16 protein-coding genes and 1 other RNA gene are annotated in these 17172 nt (G+C 55.8%); 13 read left to right on the top strand and 4 right to left on the bottom strand.

Annotation, left to right across the window (positions count from 1 at the left end; all coding sequences use genetic code 11):
• Positions 1-12 precede the first annotated feature (12 nt).
• The 5 genes from tdcD to ACG1VR_RS03340 all read left to right on the top strand — a co-directional run bounded on the left by tdcD (position 13) and on the right by ACG1VR_RS03340 (position 6196).
• The gene (tdcD, locus tag ACG1VR_RS03320; RefSeq protein ID WP_395491052.1) at positions 13-1221 is read left to right on the top strand and encodes a propionate kinase; all 1209 of its coding nucleotides are present in this window, start codon (positions 13-15) and stop codon (positions 1219-1221) included.
• Between the two features lie 29 nt (positions 1222-1250).
• A complete protein-coding gene (pflB, locus tag ACG1VR_RS03325; protein ID WP_395490202.1) occupies positions 1251-3545 on the top strand; it encodes a formate C-acetyltransferase in 2295 nt (764 codons plus the stop codon).
• Positions 3546-3715: 170 nt separating this feature from the next.
• Entirely contained in the window at positions 3716-4576 is an 861-nt protein-coding gene (mscS, locus tag ACG1VR_RS03330; protein ID WP_016538124.1) for a small-conductance mechanosensitive channel MscS, read from the top strand.
• Between the two features lie 142 nt (positions 4577-4718).
• Positions 4719-5354, top strand: coding sequence for an arginine exporter ArgO (gene argO / locus ACG1VR_RS03335; RefSeq protein WP_039898807.1), 636 nt, complete (start codon positions 4719-4721; stop codon positions 5352-5354).
• Positions 5355-5464: 110 nt separating this feature from the next.
• On the top strand, positions 5465-6196 hold the full coding sequence (locus ACG1VR_RS03340) for an oxidative stress defense protein (protein WP_039898806.1): 732 nt from the start codon (positions 5465-5467) through the stop codon (positions 6194-6196).
• A 34-nt stretch (positions 6197-6230) separates the two neighbouring features.
• Here the strand turns inward: ACG1VR_RS03340 and argP are convergent, their stop codons facing one another.
• On the bottom strand, positions 6231-7130 hold the full coding sequence (gene argP, locus ACG1VR_RS03345) for a DNA-binding transcriptional regulator ArgP (protein WP_016538121.1): 900 nt from the start codon (positions 7128-7130) through the stop codon (positions 6231-6233).
• A gap of 188 nt (positions 7131-7318) precedes the next feature.
• On the opposite strand from argP, the gene rpiA reads away from it, so the two are divergent.
• Both rpiA and serA read left to right on the top strand, forming a co-directional pair.
• A complete protein-coding gene (gene rpiA / locus ACG1VR_RS03350) occupies positions 7319-7978 on the top strand; it encodes a ribose-5-phosphate isomerase RpiA (RefSeq protein WP_216376760.1) in 660 nt (219 codons plus the stop codon).
• Positions 7979-8281: 303 nt separating this feature from the next.
• Positions 8282-9520, top strand: a complete 1239-nt coding sequence (serA, locus tag ACG1VR_RS03355; RefSeq protein WP_016538119.1) for a phosphoglycerate dehydrogenase — start codon at positions 8282-8284, stop codon at positions 9518-9520.
• A 39-nt stretch (positions 9521-9559) separates the two neighbouring features.
• Here serA and ACG1VR_RS03360 read toward each other — a convergent pair whose 3' ends face one another.
• From ACG1VR_RS03360 to zapA, 3 genes are all read right to left on the bottom strand, one after another.
• Positions 9560-10156 (bottom strand): 5-formyltetrahydrofolate cyclo-ligase, encoded by a 597-nt coding sequence (locus tag ACG1VR_RS03360; RefSeq protein ID WP_395490203.1) that lies wholly within the window; start codon positions 10154-10156, stop codon positions 9560-9562.
• Positions 10157-10176: 20 nt separating this feature from the next.
• Positions 10177-10360, bottom strand: a non-coding RNA gene (gene ssrS / locus ACG1VR_RS03365) — 6S RNA.
• Positions 10361-10401: 41 nt separating this feature from the next.
• Positions 10402-10731 carry a cell division protein ZapA gene (gene zapA, locus ACG1VR_RS03370; RefSeq protein WP_008461599.1) on the bottom strand — a complete coding sequence of 110 codons (330 nt, stop codon included), beginning with the start codon at positions 10729-10731 and terminating at the stop codon, positions 10402-10404.
• 168 nt (positions 10732-10899) lie between these two features.
• Between zapA and ACG1VR_RS03375 the strand changes: the two genes are divergently transcribed.
• The 6 genes from ACG1VR_RS03375 to gcvH all read left to right on the top strand — a co-directional run bounded on the left by ACG1VR_RS03375 (position 10900) and on the right by gcvH (position 17159).
• Positions 10900-11478: a YecA family protein gene (locus ACG1VR_RS03375; protein ID WP_395490204.1), complete on the top strand. Its 579-nt coding sequence runs from the start codon at positions 10900-10902 to the stop codon at positions 11476-11478.
• 23 nt (positions 11479-11501) lie between these two features.
• A complete protein-coding gene (pepP, locus tag ACG1VR_RS03380; RefSeq protein WP_016538115.1) occupies positions 11502-12818 on the top strand; it encodes a Xaa-Pro aminopeptidase in 1317 nt (438 codons plus the stop codon).
• Positions 12815-13993, top strand: a complete 1179-nt coding sequence (ubiH, locus tag ACG1VR_RS03385; RefSeq protein WP_395490205.1) for a 2-octaprenyl-6-methoxyphenyl hydroxylase — start codon at positions 12815-12817, stop codon at positions 13991-13993. The genes pepP and ubiH overlap by 4 nt, the downstream gene beginning before the upstream one ends.
• Positions 13994-14005: 12 nt before the next feature.
• On the top strand, positions 14006-15205 hold the full coding sequence (gene ubiI / locus ACG1VR_RS03390) for an FAD-dependent 2-octaprenylphenol hydroxylase (protein ID WP_172569026.1): 1200 nt from the start codon (positions 14006-14008) through the stop codon (positions 15203-15205).
• A 437-nt stretch (positions 15206-15642) separates the two neighbouring features.
• A complete protein-coding gene (gene gcvT / locus ACG1VR_RS03395) occupies positions 15643-16740 on the top strand; it encodes a glycine cleavage system aminomethyltransferase GcvT (RefSeq protein WP_395490206.1) in 1098 nt (365 codons plus the stop codon).
• A 29-nt stretch (positions 16741-16769) separates the two neighbouring features.
• On the top strand, positions 16770-17159 hold the full coding sequence (gene gcvH, locus ACG1VR_RS03400; protein ID WP_016538111.1) for a glycine cleavage system protein GcvH: 390 nt from the start codon (positions 16770-16772) through the stop codon (positions 17157-17159).
• Positions 17160-17172 lie beyond the last annotated feature (13 nt).

Below are 17172 nucleotides of genomic sequence, written 5' to 3' on the forward strand. Positions count from 1 at the left end.
GTGAACGTTAAGATGAATGAATATCCGGTAATATTAACCATAAACTGTGGCTCATCTTCGGTTAAATTTTCCGTGCTGGATGAAATATCCATGGAGCCACTATTAACGGGAATTTGCGAAGGGATTAATACCGAGTCTGCCTCGCTGACTGTTAATAACGGAGAGTCAGTGAGGCTGGCTCATTCCGATTATGAAGATGCGCTGGCGGCCATTGCCCTGGAACTTGAAAAGCGTGACCTGATTAAAAGCGTGGCCTATATCGGCCACCGCATTGCGCACGGCGGGGCGATTTTCGGCGAGTCGGTACTGCTCACGGATGACGTTGTTGAAAAAATTCGTGAAGTCTCGCCTCTCGCGCCGCTGCACAATTATGCCAACCTCAGCGGCGTGGCCTCGGCCCGGCAGCGATTTCCCGGCGTGCCGCAGGTCGCGGTGTTTGATACCAGCTTCCACCAGACGATTAGCCCGGAGGCCTATCTCTACGGCCTGCCGTACCGCTATTTCGAGGAGTACGGCGTCAGGCGTTATGGGTTCCACGGAACCTCCCACCGCTACGTTTCCATCCAGGCCGCTGAGTTGCCTGAGCTGAAAGGAGCCGCACCGGGTCTGGTTATCGCTCATCTTGGGAACGGCGCATCGGTTTGCGCAGTTGTGGAAGGGGAAAGCGTTGATACCTCGATGGGCATGACGCCGCTGGAGGGGCTTATCATGGGCACCCGCTGCGGCGACGTGGACTTTGGCGCGATGGTGTGGCTGGCAAGGCAAACCGGGCAATCGCTGGATGACCTTGAGCAAGTGGCAAACACCGAGTCAGGGCTGCTGGGACTTTCGGGTATCTCTTCCGATCTCCGGGCGCTGGAGAAGGCCTGGCGAAGTGGCGACGGCAGAGCACAGCTGGCGATCGATACTTTTGTTCACCGCATCGCCAGAACGATTGGCGGGCATGCCACTTCATTGCCGCATTTTGATGGCTTAATTTTCACCGGCGGCATCGGTGAAAACTCCGCGCTTATTCGCAGCCTGGTGATTAAACATTTACGCGTATTCGGTATTGAACTGGACGAAGAAAAAAACGCGCGGCCTAATTCCGACGGCGAACGGGTTATTTCAGCCGAAGGCTCTGCGGTGCTGTGCGCGGTAATTCCTACCAATGAAGAAAAAATGATTGCTCTTGATGCCCGGCAATTGGGCAAAGCATCTCGCTTAGCGGAATTCGCTTAATCTCATTTGTGGTACAGAGGATAGAATTAATGAAAGTGGATATTGATATTTCCCATGATAATTATGCTCATGCCTGGCAGCAATTCCGCGGAGAGAGCTGGCAGCATGAAATTAACGTTCGGGATTTTATCCAGCAAAACTATACGCCGTATGAAGGCGATGACGCATTTTTGTCGGGCGCTACGGCGGCCACTACGGCACTGTGGGAAAAGGTCATGGAAGGCATTCGTGTTGAAAACGCCACCCATGCGCCGGTGGACTTTGACAGCAATGTCGCCACTTCAATTACCGCTCACGCTCCCGGCTATATTATTCAGGAGCGTGAGAGGATCGTTGGCCTGCAAACGGATAAGCCGCTAAAGCGCGCGCTACATCCTTTTGGCGGCATCAATATGATCAAAAGCTCGTTTGAAGCCTACGGCCGCAAAATGGACCAGCACTTCGAGTATCAGTTTACCGAGCTGCGTAAAACCCATAACCAGGGCGTATTCGACGTCTATTCGCCGGATATTCTGCGCTGCCGCAAGTCCGGCGTGCTGACGGGATTACCGGACGGCTACGGGCGCGGGCGCATCATCGGCGATTATCGTCGCGTTGCGCTATACGGCATCGGCTATCTGGTTCGCGAGCGTGAGCTACAGTTTGCCGACCTGCAGCAAAAACTTGAGCGCGGTGAGGATCTGGAGGCGACTATCCGCCTGCGTGAAGAGCTGGCGGAGCACCGCCACGCGCTGCTGCAAATTCAGGAGATGGCCGCCGGTTATGGCTTCGATATTTCGCGCCCGGCTGGCAATGCGCAGGAGGCTATTCAGTGGCTCTACTTTGCCTATCTGGCGGCGGTGAAGTCTCAGAACGGCGGGGCAATGTCGCTTGGGCGCACGGCGAGCTTTATCGATATTTATATTGAACGCGATATTAATGCTGGCCTGCTCAACGAACAGCAGGCGCAGGAATTAATCGACCACTTCATTATGAAAATCCGCATGGTGCGTTTCCTGCGTACGCCGGAGTTTGATTCCCTGTTCTCCGGCGACCCTATCTGGGCGACTGAAGTGCTGGGCGGAATGGGGCTCGACGGGCGCACGCTGGTGACCAAAAGCGCCTTCCGCTACCTGAATACGCTTTACACTATGGGGCCTGCACCTGAGCCAAACCTGACTATCCTCTGGTCCGAAGCGCTGCCGAAGGCGTTTAAGGTGTACGCCGCCAGGGTGTCCATCGAAACCTCGTCATTGCAGTATGAAAACGATGACCTGATGCGCAGCGACTTTGCCAGCGATGACTACGCGATTGCCTGCTGCGTAAGCCCGATGATTATTGGCAAGCAAATGCAGTTCTTTGGCGCTCGTGCCAACCTCGCGAAAACCCTGCTGTACTGCATCAACGGCGGGATGGATGAAAAGCTGAAGATCCAGGTTGGGCCTAAAACCCCGATGCTGCTCGATGATGTGCTGGACTACGACAAGGTGATGACCAGCCTCGATAGCTTTATGGACTGGCTGGCGGTGCAGTACGTTACGGCGCTTAATCTTATCCACTACATGCACGATAAATACAGCTATGAAGCTTCGCTGATGGCGCTGCATGACCGGGATGTTTACCGCACCATGGCCTGCGGCATCGCCGGGCTTTCGGTGGCGGTGGACTCGCTGTCGGCTATCAAACACGCGGTAGTGAAGCCGGTGCGCGACCATACCGGGCTGGCGGTAGATTTTGTCATTGAGGGCGACTATCCGCAGTACGGCAATAATGACGACCGGGTGGACGCCATCGCCTGCGATCTGGTTGAGCGCTTTATGAAGAAAATTCAGGCGTTGCCAACCTACCGCGGCGCGGTGCCGACTCAGTCTATCCTGACCATCACTTCGAATGTGGTTTACGGGCAAAAAACCGGCAACACGCCGGATGGCCGCAGAGGTGGAACGCCGTTTGCTCCCGGCGCTAACCCGATGCACGGGCGTGATACTAAGGGCGCGGTCGCTTCTTTGACCTCCGTGGCGAAGCTGCCGTTTAGCTACGCGAAAGATGGGATTTCGTACACCTTTTCCATCGTGCCTGCTGCGCTTGGCAAAGATGACTCGATTCGTCGCCTGAACCTCGTGGGGCTGCTTGACGGCTATTTCCATCACGATGTCAAAACGGAAGGCGGCCAGCACCTGAACGTTAACGTGATGAATCGTGAGATGTTAATGGATGCCATCGAACACCCGGAAAATTACCCGACGCTAACTATTCGTGTTTCCGGCTACGCGGTGCGGTTTAACGCCTTAACGCGCGAACAGCAGCAGGATGTTATTTCCCGAACCTTTACCCGGGCGCTGTAAGTCACCCATAAGCCCGGGCTCAGGCCCGGGTTTTCCCTTCTTTTGCTGCATTAACACTCAATTTGCAATCAATTTTGTGACCTGTTTGGCACATTCATGCGTTTTTGTTTACCCTTTACGGTCTGTGCTGCGTCTCCTGGCGTAGAAACTTTTCAGACAAGGAACAGTAAATGGAAGATCTCAACGTAGTAGACAGTATTCATAATGCCGGAGGATGGCTGGCGCGAAATCAGGAGCTCCTGCTGAGCTACGTGGTTAACATCGTCGCCGCCATCGCCATTCTCATTATCGGGATGATTATTGCCCGCCTGATATCCAGCACGGTAAACCGCCTGATGCTGGCCCGGGGCATCGACAGCACCGTAGCCGACTTCCTTTCCGCGCTGGTGCGCTATGGCATTATCGCCTTCACGCTGATCGCGGCCCTGAGCCGGGTCGGGGTGCAGACCGCATCGGTCATCGCGGTGCTGGGTGCTGCGGGTTTGGCCGTTGGCCTGGCGTTGCAGGGTTCGCTGTCCAACCTTGCGGCTGGCGTACTGCTGGTGACCTTCCGTCCGTTCCGGACCGGTGAGTATGTTGACCTCGGCGGGATCGCCGGAACCGTACTCAACGTACAGATTTTTTCTACTACCATGCGTACCGTTGACGGCAAAATCGTGGTGGTGCCGAACGGTAAAATTATTGCCGGCAACATCATCAACTTCTCCCGCGAACCGGTGCGTCGTAATGAATTTATTATTGGCGTTTCCTACGATGCTGACATCGATCAGGTTAAGAAGATCCTTACCGACATCGTTAGCCGTGACGAGCGCGTGCTGAAAGATAGAGATATCACGGTGCGCGTTAACGAACTGGGGCCTTCTTCGGTGAACTTTGTGGTGCGCGCCTGGAGCAAGAGCGGCGACCTGCAAAACGTCTACTGGGACGTGCTGGAGCAAATTAAGAAGGGGCTGGATGCCAACGGCATCGGCATTCCTTACCCGCAAATGGACGTACACGTTCGTAAAACCAACGAAACTGAAAACGCGTAATCCTCAGGGCCGACATTTGTCGGCCTTTCTTTTACCTTTCAATATTAGCTTCCCTTATTGGTGATTAAAATTAACAATTTCCTCTAATAATAATTGCGCATTACACTCCCGGTCAGTGATTGATAATTTGAGGGTGGTTAGCGTGTTATCTTATTATTTTCAGGGGGTTGCACTTGGGGCGGCGCTAATACTGCCGCTGGGGCCGCAGAATGCTTTTGTGATGAATCAGGGCATTCGCCGCCAGTATCACCTGATGATTGCCTCGTTGTGTGCGCTGAGCGATATCATCCTGATTTGCGGCGGGATCTTTGGCGGTAGCGCCATTCTGATGCAGTCTCCGTGGCTACTGGCGCTGGTGACCTGGGGCGGCGTGGCGTTTCTGCTGTGGTACGGCTGGGGCGCGCTTCGCACGGCGATGAGCAACAACCTTGAGCTTGCTTCGGCGCAGGTCATGAAGCAGGGACGCTGGAAAATTGTGGTCACCATGCTGGCGGTGACGTGGCTTAATCCGCATGTCTACCTCGACACTTTTGTGGTGCTGGGCAGCCTTGGCGGCCAGCTTTCGGAAGAGCCAAAGCGCTGGTTTGCGCTGGGCACGGTTAGCGCCTCGATTATCTGGTTCTATGGTCTGGCTATTCTCGCCGCCTGGCTGGCTCCACGCCTTCGCACCGCGAAAGCGCAGCGGATTATCAACGGTGTGGTCGGGCTGGTGATGTGGTTTATCGCCTCTCAGCTGGCGTGGGACGGCGTGCAGCATATCTCGGCGCTGATGGGCTAATTCGCCTTTATCCGATAGACAAGTTACTATTTCAGGCTAAGCTTGCTGGCAGACGCCGGGAGTTTATTTTCCGGCGTAATCACAGTGGAACGTAGCACGGAGGAGTTACAGTGAAGTTTAAAATTTTAGCATTAGCCGCAATGATGGGATTAGGTTCTGTATCGGTTCAGGCGGGCGAGCTGCCTAACGGCCCTCACGTAGTCACCTCCGGGACAGCCAGCGTTGATGCAGTGCCTGATATCGCCACGCTTGCTATCGAAGTGAATGTGTCCGCTAAAGATGCCGCTTCCGCCAAGAAACAGGCCGACGACCGCGTTGCGCAGTATCTTGGCTTCCTGCAGAAAAACGGCGTTGAGAAGAAAGACATCAACGCGGCTAACCTGCGCACTCAGCCAGAATATGATTACCTGAAAGACGGTAAAACCCAGCTGAAAGGCTACCGTGCGGTACGCCAGGTTGAAGTGACTTTGCGTCAGTTGGATAAAATGAACGAGCTGCTGGACGGTGCATTGAAGGCCGGTTTGAACGAAATCCGCTCCGTATCTCTGGGCGTCTCTCATCCTGAAGAATACAAGGATAAAGCGCGTAAAGAAGCCATCAACGACGCAACCCGTCAGGCTAAGCTGCTGGCCGAAGGCTTCAACAGCAAGCTGGGTTCGGTGTACAGCGTGCGTTATCACGTTTCTAACTACCAGCCAGCGCCGATGGTACGCATGATGAAGGCGGACGCGGCAGCGCCGGTTTCCGCTCAGGATACCTATGACCAGCAGACTATTCAGTTTGATGACCAGGTAGACGTAGTGTTTGAGCTCCAGGGCGCGCAGGCTCCTGCTGCCCAGTAAGACGTTACCCTCTCCTTAACGGAGAGGGTTGTTTTTATTCCATATCCTGGCGCAGCACTTTGTGCCCATACTCCAGCAGGGCATCCGTCACGTTACGCATCATGCGGCTTTCCGGCGCAAAACGGTGCCAGTAAAGCATGCGGCGCTGCAACAGCCCAGGCGTTAAGTCGATCAATTCTCCGCTATTCAGCTCTCTCTCAATCTGCAAATGTGGGATCATGCAGCAGGTTGTGCCCTGGCGTGCCAGCTGCACGAACGCTTCCGAAGAGTTAACGATGTGGCACGGTACGCTACCCGGAGACAGGTCAAAGTTCTGCTGTAAAAAGGCCTGATGCATATCGTCGAGGTGGTCAAACGCCACCGCCGGAGCCTTCAGCAGCGCGGAGCGCGTCACGCCGTTGGGGAAGTAGCGCTCGGCAAAATCTTTTGAGCCGACAAACAGATAATCCAGCGCGCCGAGGCGATCGACCAGGCAGCTCGGCAGCGGCTGAGGCTGAATAGAAACCGCGCCAACCACTTCGCCGCGGCGCAGCCGCTCCTGGGTTCGGGTTTCATCTTCAACCTGAAGATTCAGGCGGATAGGTGAGTCGGCAAGCACCGGCGCCAGAGCCGGAAGCAGCCAGGTTGCCAGGCTGTCGGCGTTAACCGCCAGGGAGAGCAGCAGCGGCGTGGAGCCGGTTTGCTCGTCGCCCAGCCACTCTTCTTCCAGCAGCTCAACCTGGCGCAGCAGGGCCAGCAGTTTCTGCCCTTGCTCCGTCGGGCGGGGCGGCACGGTGCGCACCAACAATGGCTGGCCGAACATCGTTTCCAGTTGCTTAATACGTTGTGATACTGCCGACTGAGTAATGCACAGCTTCTGCGCCGCGCGCTCAAATCCTCGTTCACGAATTACCGCATCCAGCGCCTGCAGCGTTCTGTAGTCCGGGCGTTTCATTGTTGTTCACTTACTCCTGATTTCGTCGTGCGAGCACTATGACATAAATTTGCCGTTGATTCAGACCAAATCAGCAAACGCTGGGGCAGCCCGAACGTGATGACGCCAGCATTGCCGCAATCCCGGGGACATTTTCCCGGCGCATGCTCTATAATGCGCGTCAGTTTCCACATCACAGGCATAAAATTATGACGCAGGATGAACTGAAAAAAGCAGTCGGATGGGCAGCACTCCAGTACGTGCAGCCGGGCACCATTGTTGGCGTAGGCACCGGCTCAACCGCCGCGCACTTCATTGATGCTTTGGGCACTATCAAGCACCAGATTGATGGCGCCGTTTCCAGCTCCGACGCTTCCACCGCGAAACTGAAAAGTCTCGGCATCACCGTTTTTGACCTCAACGAGGTTGATTCTCTTGGGGTCTATGTTGACGGCGCGGATGAAATCAACGCCCAGATGCAGATGATCAAAGGCGGTGGCGCAGCCCTGACGCGTGAAAAAATCATTGCCTCGGTTGCGGATAAGTTTATCTGCATCGCGGACTCATCCAAGCAGGTGGATATTCTCGGCAACTTCCCGCTGCCGGTTGAAGTGATTCCCATGGCGCGCAGCGCCGTTGCTCGCGAGCTGGTTAAACTGGGCGGCCGCCCTGAATATCGCCAGGGCGTAGTGACCGATAACGGCAACATAATCCTTGATGTACACGGCCTGAGCATCATGGAGCCGATTAAGCTGGAAAATACCATCAACGGTATTCCGGGCGTGGTGACCGTGGGGCTGTTTGCCAACCGCGGGGCGGATGTTGCCCTGATAGGCACCGCCGATGGCGTGAAAACCATCGTAAAATGATCTGACCGGGGCGCGTCCTGCGCCCCAAAAAACCGTATAAAAAATGACAAATTATTTTAACGGCAAATTTGGTGACATATATCACATTCTGGTAACAGTGCTGTGATTCGTTCCTGGTTCTCTCTCGCTACCAGCATTTTATTCTGACTCCCGCCCCGTTATTCCTTCTCGCCAGCATGGCGACGCAATCGTTCATATTGCCCCGCACGTAGATTTTGATATTTTGACAGAAGGGTAACTTATAGGCGGTGGCGCATCACCGCCTAGGCATTAACACAACAGCACTAAAAATAGGGTCGGGAAATGGCAAAAGTATCACTGGAAAAAGACAGAATTAAATTCCTGCTGGTTGAAGGCGTACACCAGAAAGCGGTGGATAGCCTGCGTGCAGCCGGATACACCAATATTGAGTTCCACAAAGGCGCGCTGGATACCGAAGCGCTGAAAGAGTCGATCCGTGATGCACATTTCATTGGCCTGCGTTCCCGCACTCATTTGACCGAAGAAATCTTTGCAGCGGCTGAAAAGCTGGTGGCCGTCGGCTGCTTCTGCATCGGGACTAACCAGGTTGACCTTGAGGCTGCCGCTAAGCGCGGTGTGCCGGTGTTCAACGCCCCGTTCTCTAACACCCGTTCCGTTGCTGAATTAGTCATTGGCGAACTGCTGCTGCTGCTGCGCGGTATTCCAGAGGCTAACGCCAAAGCGCACCGCGGCGTGTGGAACAAGCTGGCCGTGGGTTCTTTTGAAGCTCGTGGCAAAAAGCTGGGGATTATCGGGTATGGTCACATCGGTATTCAGTTGGGGATTTTGGCTGAATCTCTGGGCATGCATGTCTTCTTCTACGATATTGAAAACAAGCTGCCGCTGGGCAACGCGACTCAGGTTCAGCATCTCTCCGACTTGCTGAATATGAGCGATGTGGTCAGCCTGCACGTACCGGAAAATGCTTCTACTAAAAATATGATTGGCGCAAACGAACTGGCGCTGATGAAACCGGGCGCGCTGCTGATTAACGCTTCGCGCGGCACGGTGGTGGATATTCCTGCTTTATGCGGCGCGCTCGCCAGCAAACATCTTTCCGGCGCGGCAATCGACGTATTCCCGACCGAACCGGCAACCAACAGCGATCCGTTTAACTCTCCGCTGTGCGAGTTTGACAACGTTATTCTGACTCCGCACATCGGCGGTTCTACTCAGGAAGCGCAGGAAAACATCGGTCTCGAAGTAGCGGGCAAGCTGGCGAAATATTCTGATAACGGTTCAACGCTGTCTGCGGTTAACTTCCCGGAAGTTTCTCTCCCGCTGCACGGAGGCACAACCAGCCGCCTGCTGCACATCCATGAGAACCGCCCGGGGATTTTGACCGCAATTAACCAGATTTTCGCCGAGCAGGGTATTAACATCGCCGCACAGTTCCTGCAAACCACGTCGCAGATGGGCTATGTCGTTATTGATATCGATGCATCGGAAGAAGTGGCTGAAGGGGCGTTGAAGTCAATGAAAGCGATTCCGGGCACCATCCGCGCTCGCCTGCTGTACTGATTTATCGCTAAGCCTCTTCCTCCCGTGGGGGAGAGGCTGTCACCACTGCCACAGGCGCGAAGGCGTCACCACGGCAGGCAAAGGAATATCCCACTCTTCGGCCGGTAATTCGGCAACTTGCTGGCAATCGTGCGCCAGGCCAACCGGATACAGACCGTGCTGCCGCCAGTTTTGCAACGTGCGATCGTAGAATCCTCCCCCCATGCCCAGCCGCTGGCCTTTGGTATCAAAGGCGACTAAAGGCGCAATCAGTACGTCCAGCTTATTGAGCGGCAGAACGTCGCGAACATCCAGCTTTGGCTCAAGAATTTTCAGACGGTTCCGCACCAGTTCGCCGTGCGGCGTATAGCGCAGAAATAGCAGATTTCCCGGGCTGAAAGGGTGAAGAACCGGGAGGTAAACCTCTTTTTCGGCCTGCCATAAAGCCTGAACCAGCGGCCCGGTATCCAGCTCGCCATCAAAGGAAAGAAACAGCGCCACGGTATGCGCACGGACAACCGGCTCAAACGCCAGCATGCGTTCAGCAGCCTGTAAGGCAAAGGTTTTTTGTTCAGCGGGAGTGAGCGCCCGGCGTTGTTGCCGGATGGTTTGGCGAATGTCCTGACGTTGCGTTGAGAATAACGAGATATGCGTCATGATGGCCGGGTAGTAAAGAGGGAATCTCCGAGATGCCGCCGCAGGCTGTAACCCTTGAACCCTTGGTTCAAGGTGAGTGTGTCGTCATGGTCTTCAGGCTTCTCGGACGGACCGAGCATGCTCACCGACCGCGGAGCGCCACACTCTTGTGGTATGAAATATCGGCTCAGGGGACTGGCCCGCTTGCAAACATCTCAGAGAAATTTTGTCTTCGAAGTTACTCTACCATAGTCAACTGCGAAGTGTTATTCAAACTTTGGACCCTGTCGGTCTGCGATGCGACCCTGTTCAAGCAGCGCTTGTTCAATGGTCTGCTGTAGCATCCGAATACGCTCTTCCATGTTGGCGGCGTAGTCACGGGTTTTCGACTTTTCCTGAGCCAGCTCATAGCAGATGTTTAACGCCGCAATGAACACCAGCTGCTCGGTATTTGTGACTCTAGTGCGAACTTTTAAATCTTGCAACCGCTGATTCAGCTCTTCCGCAGCCTGATTCAGCGCATCCTGTTGTTCAGGCGGACAATTCACGCGCAATGAACGACCGAAAATTTGAATATCGACTGGTTGTGCAGACATGCTACCTTCCTGCTGTTTACTCGCCTGCCTTAACGCTACCGGTCGCGGTAACGGAAGGGGCGCCACTATAGCTATCCCGATATTAAGATACAAGCCCTTTTCTGGTATCTGCGGGGGTCCTGGTGGTAGCATAACACACACTAATCCTGCCAACGACGACGAATGCGCATGTCTATACAGAACACGATGCCGGGCTACGACGCAGTAAGCCAACTTTTGAACGAACAAGGTGTGGGCCTGACGCCTGCGGAAATGCACGGCTTAATCAGCGGCATGCTGTGCGGCGGCAATAAAGACAGCAGCTGGCAAGCGCTGCTGCATGACCTGACCAATGAAGGTCTGGCCTTTAGCCAGAACCTCGCCGACGCCCTGCGCCAGATGCACGGCGCAATTGGCGACGCGCTGGAAGATGACGGCTTCCTGTTCCAGCTCTATCTCCCTGAGGGTGATGATGCCACGGTGTTTGACCGCGCGGATGCGCTGTCCGGCTGGGTGAACCATTTCCTGCTGGGTCTTGGCGTCACGCAGACCAAGCTTGATAAAGTCACCGGCGAAACCGGGGAAGCTATCGACGATCTGCGTAACATCGCTCAACTGGGCTATGACGAAGATGAAGACCAGGAAGAGCTTGAGATGTCGCTGGAAGAAATCATTGAGTATGTGCGCGTTGCCGCGCTGCTCTGCCACGATACCTTTACTCGCCCGGTGCCAACCGCGCCCGAGGTTCGCAAGCCAACGCTCCACTAATCTTAACCGTGTCAGGAGATGTGATGAATCAGCAGGAGTTTCTCCGTCGCCGTCAGGCGTTACTGGCTAAAATGGCTCCGGCCAGCGCTGCGATTATTTTCGCGGCTCCCGAGGTTACACGTAATGCCGATAGCGAATATCCGTATCGGCAGAACAGTGATTTTTGGTACTTCACCGGTTTTAACGAGCCGGAAGCCGCGCTGGTGCTGATTAAAAGCGACGCCTCGCATAACCATAGCGTGCTGTTTAACCGCGTGCGGGATAAAAATGCTGAGATCTGGTCTGGCCGTCGGCTTGGCCAGGAGAATGCGCCGCAGAAGCTGGGCGTCGACCGCGCGCTGGCGTTTGCCGAGATTGGTGAACAGCTGCACCTGCTGTTAAACGGGCTGGATGTGGTTTACCACGCTCAGGGTGAGTACGACTACGCAGATAATCTCGTTTTTGCCGCGCTGGATAAGCTACGTCGCGGTTCGCGCCAGAATCTGTCTGCTCCTGCCAGCCTGACCGACTGGCGGCCAACGGTTCATGAGCTTCGCCTTTTCAAATCAGAAGAGGAGATCGCCGTTATGCGCCGCGCCGGTGAAATTTCTGCGCTTGGGCATACCCGTGCCATGCAGACCTGCCGCCCGGGGATGTTTGAATACCAGCTTGAAGGCGAAATCCATCACGAATTCAACCGCCACGGCGCTCGTTACCCGTCTTACACCACCATCGTCGGCAGCGGCGAGAACGGTTGTATCCTGCATTACACCGAAAACGAAAGCCAAATGCGCGACGGCGACCTGGTGCTGATTGATGCCGGCTGTGAATACCAAAGCTACGCCGGAGACATCACCCGTACCTTCCCGGTTAACGGCAAATTCAGCCCCGCGCAGCGTGCGGTTTATGACATCGTTCTCGAATCTCTTGAAACCTCGCTGAAGCTATATCGTCCCGGAACGACCATGCAGGCTGTCACCGCGGAAGTGGTGCGCATTATGGTGAAAGGGCTGGTGAAGCTGGGCATCCTGAAAGGGGATGTTGAAAAGCTTATCGCCGATAACGCTCATCGCGCCTTCTTTATGCATGGCCTGAGTCACTGGCTGGGGCTGGACGTTCACGACGTCGGCTTCTACGGTCCGGACCGCTCCCGCGTGCTGGAGCCGGGCATGGTTATCACCGTTGAGCCTGGCTTGTATATCGCGCCGGATGCGGACGTGCCTGCTCAATATCGCGGTATCGGCATCCGTATTGAAGACGATATCGTCATCACCGCTGACGGCAATGAAAACCTGACCGCCAGCGTGGTGAAGTCCGCCGATGATATCGAAGCGCTGATGGCGGCGGCACGCCAACAATGAGCGTAATTATCGTGGGTGGTGGAATGGCGGGCGCGACGCTCGCCCTGGCTATCTCCCGGCTGACTAACGGCAAGCTTCCTGTGCACCTGATTGAAGCGGTTGCGCCGGACTCGGCCGCGCATCCGGGTTTTGACGCCCGTGCCATCGCGCTGGCGCAGGGCACCTGCCAGCAGCTAAACCGCATCGGTATTTGGCCCGCTATCGCAGACCGTGCCACGGCAATTAAAACCGTGCACGTTAGCGATAAAGGACATGCGGGCTTTGTCACGCTGGAAGCGGAAGATTACCAGATTGACGCTCTCGGGCAGGTGGTAGAGCTGCACGATGTTGGGCTGCGTTTATTTGCTTTGCTGCGTAAGGCCGCTGGCGTAACGCTGCATTGCCCGCAGCGCGTTACGTCGTTTACCCGCGAGGCGGATGGCGTCAACGTGGTGCTCGACAACGGTCGTGAGCTGCACGGGCAACTGCTGGTTGCTGCCGACGGCACGCGCTCGGCGCTGGCCGCTCAGTGCGGCATCGTCTGGCGGCCGCAGAGTTATCAGCAGGTTGCGGTGATAGCCAACATCACTACTTCTGAACCGCACAATGGCCGTGCTTTTGAGCGTTTTACCGAACACGGGCCGCTGGCGATGTTGCCGATGTCCGACGGGCGTTGCTCGCTGGTCTGGTGCCATGCGCTTGAAGCGCGAGCCGAAGTAGAAAGCTGGAGCGAGGCCGAATTTTGCCAACAGCTACAGCGGGCCTTCGGCTGGCGGCTGGGCCGTATAACCCATGCTGGCGCGCGCCATCACTATCCGCTGGCGCTGACTACGGCTTCTCAGTCGGTTTCTCATCGTCTTGCGCTGGTCGGCAACGCTGCACAAACGCTGCACCCGATTGCCGGACAGGGGTTCAACCTCGGCCTGCGCGACGTTATGTCGCTGGCGGAGGAGCTGACGGCGGCACACGTAGCCGCTCAGGACGTTGGCAGTTTTGAGGTGCTTACCGGCTGGCAGCAGCGCAGGGCCGCGGATAAAGCGGCAACTATCGGCGTGACCGACGGGCTGGTTCAGCTTTTTGCGAACCGCTGGGCGCCGCTGGTTGTTGGCCGAAATCTCGGCCTGATGGCGATGGAACATTTTACTCCGGCACGAGACGTGCTGGCTCAGCGCACCCTTGGCTGGGTTGCGCGTTAAAGGAGAGTCAATTTGCAAAGCGTTGATGTGGCCATTGTTGGCGGCGGTATGGTGGGGCTGGCCGTAGCCTGCGGGCTTCAGGGCAGCGGCCTGCGCGTCGCGGTAATCGAAAGCCACCTTCCGCAGCCGCCTGCGCCCGATGCCGCTCCTGCGCTGCGGGTGTCGGCGATTAATGCGGCCAGTGAAAAACTTCTTGCTCATCTGGGTGCCTGGCCGAAGATCCTCGAGCGGGCCAGCTGCTATCACGGGATGGAAGTCTGGGACCGGGACAGCTTCGGGCAAATTGCCTTCGACGATAAAAGCTTTGGCTTCAGCCATCTTGGCCACATCATCGAGAATTCGGTTATTCACCATGCGCTTTGGCAGCGCGCCGAGCAGTGCTCGGACGTTACGCTGATGTCTCCGGCAGACATTCAGCAGGTCGCATGGGGCGAAAACGAAGCGTTCCTGACCCTGAAAGACGGCGCAATGCTTACCGCAAGGCTGGTCGTCGGCGCTGACGGTGCTAACTCCTGGCTGCGCAATAAGGCCGATATTCCGCTGACTTTCTGGGACTATCGCCACCATGCGCTGGTCGCCACTATTCGCACCCATGAGCCGCATCAGGCCGTGGCGCGGCAGGTGTTCCACGGCGACGGCATCCTGGCATTTTTGCCGTTGTCCGACCCGCACCTGTGCTCAATTGTCTGGTCGCTGTCGCCGCAGGAAGCCCAACGCATGCAGCAGGCAACGGATGACGAGTTTAATCAGGCGCTCTCCGTCGCCTTCAATATGCGCCTCGGCCTTTGCAGCGTCGAAAGCGAGCGTCAGGTCTTCCCGCTGACGGGCCGCTACGCTCGCAGCTTTGCCGGGCATCGCCTCGCGCTGGTTGGCGACGCGGCGCATACCATTCATCCGCTGGCCGGGCAGGGGGTAAACCTCGGCTTTATGGATGCAGCAGAGCTGATTGCCGAAATTCGCCGCCTGCACCGAGAAGGGAAAGACTTTGGGCAGCACCTGTATCTGCGCCGCTATGAGCGCAGCCGCAAGCATAGCGCGGCTGTAATGCTCGCCAGCATGCAGGGGTTCCGGGATCTGTTTGCCGGAAACAACCCGGCGAAAAAGCTGCTGCGTGATATTGGCCTCAAGCTCGCCGATACGCTGCCGGGTGTAAAACCGCAGCTGATCCGTCAAGCGATGGGGCTGCAAGATTTGCCTTCCTGGCTACGTTGAATCTCTAAGTGATAACCTCGTCACATTTCCCTTCCCGATGACCGGGGAGGGAGCATTTCCCCTCGTTTGAAATATTCTAATCTCAGGGCAAATCTCGGATTACATTTTCTAATCTTACGATTTTAGAGATGTAGTGATTTTGTTTCTGAAATGGTCGTAAATGTTAGCCAGTGCTAAATTCCGCCTCAAATACCTGCTGTTAATGTGGAGCTTATCGCATTTTTACAGTGAATAACTCTGCACACTTCCTCTTCCATTTTGGTCATAAGCTAATGCAATGACCGCTTTTCGCTTATGGTTTACGCCTCCGTTCGGTGGTAAGTTCAGGGCAAAGGTAACGTTTGCGTCGCTATCGGGGAACGGTGGCGGTGCCGGGTTTCGTCTGACGGTTGGCAAAGCCAAATCCGCTTTGCAACCAGATGGTTAAAGAGGAAAAGATGACTCAACAGACCCCCTTATTTGAACAGCATACGCTGTGCGGCGCGCGCATGGTTGATTTCCACGGTTGGATGATGCCGCTGCACTACGGCTCGCAAATTGATGAACACCACGCCGTGCGCACCGACGCCGGTATGTTCGACGTTTCCCACATGACCATTGTCGATCTTCGCGGCAGCCGCACCCGTGAATTCCTGCGTTATTTAGTCGCCAACGACGTAGCCAAGCTGACCCAGCCGGGCAAAGCACTCTACACCGCAATGCTTAACGCTTCCGGCGGCGTTATTGATGACCTGATTATCTACTTCCTGACCGAAGACTATTTCCGCCTGGTGGTGAACTCTGCAACCCGCGAAAAAGATCTCGCCTGGATTAACCAGCACGCGGAACCGTTTGGCGTGTCCGTTACCGTGCGCGACGACCTCTCGCTGATTGCCGTGCAGGGGCCAAATGCTAAGGCAAAAGCCGCTACGCTGTTGAGCGAAGAGCAGCGTAAAGCCGTGGAAGGCATGAAGCCGTTCTTTGGCGTGCAGTCCGGCGACTTGTTTATCGCCACCACCGGTTACACCGGCGAAGCGGGTTACGAAATCGCGCTGCCAAATGAAAAAGCAGCCGAGTTCTGGGCGCACCTGGTAGAAGCGGGTGTTAAGCCTTGCGGCCTGGGCGCGCGCGACACGCTGCGTCTTGAGGCGGGCATGAATCTTTACGGCCAGGAAATGGATGAAGGCGTTTCTCCGCTGGCCGCCAACATGGGCTGGACGATTGCCTGGCAGCCGGAAGATCGTGATTTTATCGGGCGCGAGGCGCTGGAAGCCCAGAAGGCAAACGGCACCGAGCAGCTGGTCGGTTTAATCATGACCGAAAAAGGCGTATTGCGTAACGAGCTGCCGGTACGCTTTACCGACGCTCAGGGCAACGCCCGTGAAGGTTTTATCACCAGCGGAACCTTCTCGCCGACGCTTGGCTACAGCATTGCGCTTGCCCGCGTCCCGGCAGGTATTGGCGAAACGGCGGTGGTTCAAATCCGTAACCGCGAAATGCCGGTCAAAGTCACTAAACCTATTTTTGTTCGCGCCGGTAAGCCGGTTGCGCTTTAAATTTTAAAATCAGGTATCAGGAGAGAACAATGAGCAATGTGCCGAACGAACTGAAATACAGCAAAGAGCACGAATGGCTGCGTAAAGAAGCCGACGGTAGCTACACCGTGGGCATCACCGAACATGCGCAGGGCCTGCTGGGTGACATGGTCTTCATCGACCTGCCTGAAGTGGGCGCTACCGTTTCCGCAGGAGACGACTGCGCGGTTGCCGAGTCTGTTAAAGCCGCCTCCGACATTTATGCTCCAATCAGTGGCGAAATCGTTGCGGTTAACGACGCACTGAGCGACAACCCGGAGCAGGTGAACAGCGAGCCTTACGGCGCGGGCTGGATTTTCAAAATCAAAGCCAGTGACGAAGCGCAGGTTGCCGCGCTGCTGGACGCTTCTGCTTACGAAGCGCTGTTAGAAGACGAGTAATTTTTAACCCCTC

Source organism: Cedecea davisae, from assembly GCF_044095835.1.
In the GTDB taxonomy this organism is placed as follows: domain Bacteria; phylum Pseudomonadota; class Gammaproteobacteria; order Enterobacterales; family Enterobacteriaceae; genus Cedecea; species Cedecea davisae.

Excerpts from the sequence above, each read along its gene's own strand:
- tdcD (WP_395491052.1), top strand. The coding sequence starts at position 13 with ATGAATGAATATCCGGTAATATTAACCATAAACTGTGGCTCATCTTCG.
- pflB (WP_395490202.1), top strand. The coding sequence starts at position 1,251 with ATGAAAGTGGATATTGATATTTCCCATGATAATTATGCTCATGCCTGG.
- mscS (WP_016538124.1), top strand. The coding sequence starts at position 3,716 with ATGGAAGATCTCAACGTAGTAGACAGTATTCATAATGCCGGAGGATGG.
- argP (WP_016538121.1), bottom strand. The coding sequence starts at position 7,130 with ATGAAACGCCCGGACTACAGAACGCTGCAGGCGCTGGATGCGGTAATT.
- rpiA (WP_216376760.1), top strand. The coding sequence starts at position 7,319 with ATGACGCAGGATGAACTGAAAAAAGCAGTCGGATGGGCAGCACTCCAG.
- serA (WP_016538119.1), top strand. The coding sequence starts at position 8,282 with ATGGCAAAAGTATCACTGGAAAAAGACAGAATTAAATTCCTGCTGGTT.
- ACG1VR_RS03360 (WP_395490203.1), bottom strand. The coding sequence starts at position 10,156 with ATGACGCATATCTCGTTATTCTCAACGCAACGTCAGGACATTCGCCAA.
- zapA (WP_008461599.1), bottom strand. The coding sequence starts at position 10,731 with ATGTCTGCACAACCAGTCGATATTCAAATTTTCGGTCGTTCATTGCGC.
- ACG1VR_RS03375 (WP_395490204.1), top strand. The coding sequence starts at position 10,900 with ATGTCTATACAGAACACGATGCCGGGCTACGACGCAGTAAGCCAACTT.
- pepP (WP_016538115.1), top strand. The coding sequence starts at position 11,502 with ATGAATCAGCAGGAGTTTCTCCGTCGCCGTCAGGCGTTACTGGCTAAA.
- ubiH (WP_395490205.1), top strand. The coding sequence starts at position 12,815 with ATGAGCGTAATTATCGTGGGTGGTGGAATGGCGGGCGCGACGCTCGCC.
- gcvT (WP_395490206.1), top strand. The coding sequence starts at position 15,643 with ATGACTCAACAGACCCCCTTATTTGAACAGCATACGCTGTGCGGCGCG.
- gcvH (WP_016538111.1), top strand. The coding sequence starts at position 16,770 with ATGAGCAATGTGCCGAACGAACTGAAATACAGCAAAGAGCACGAATGG.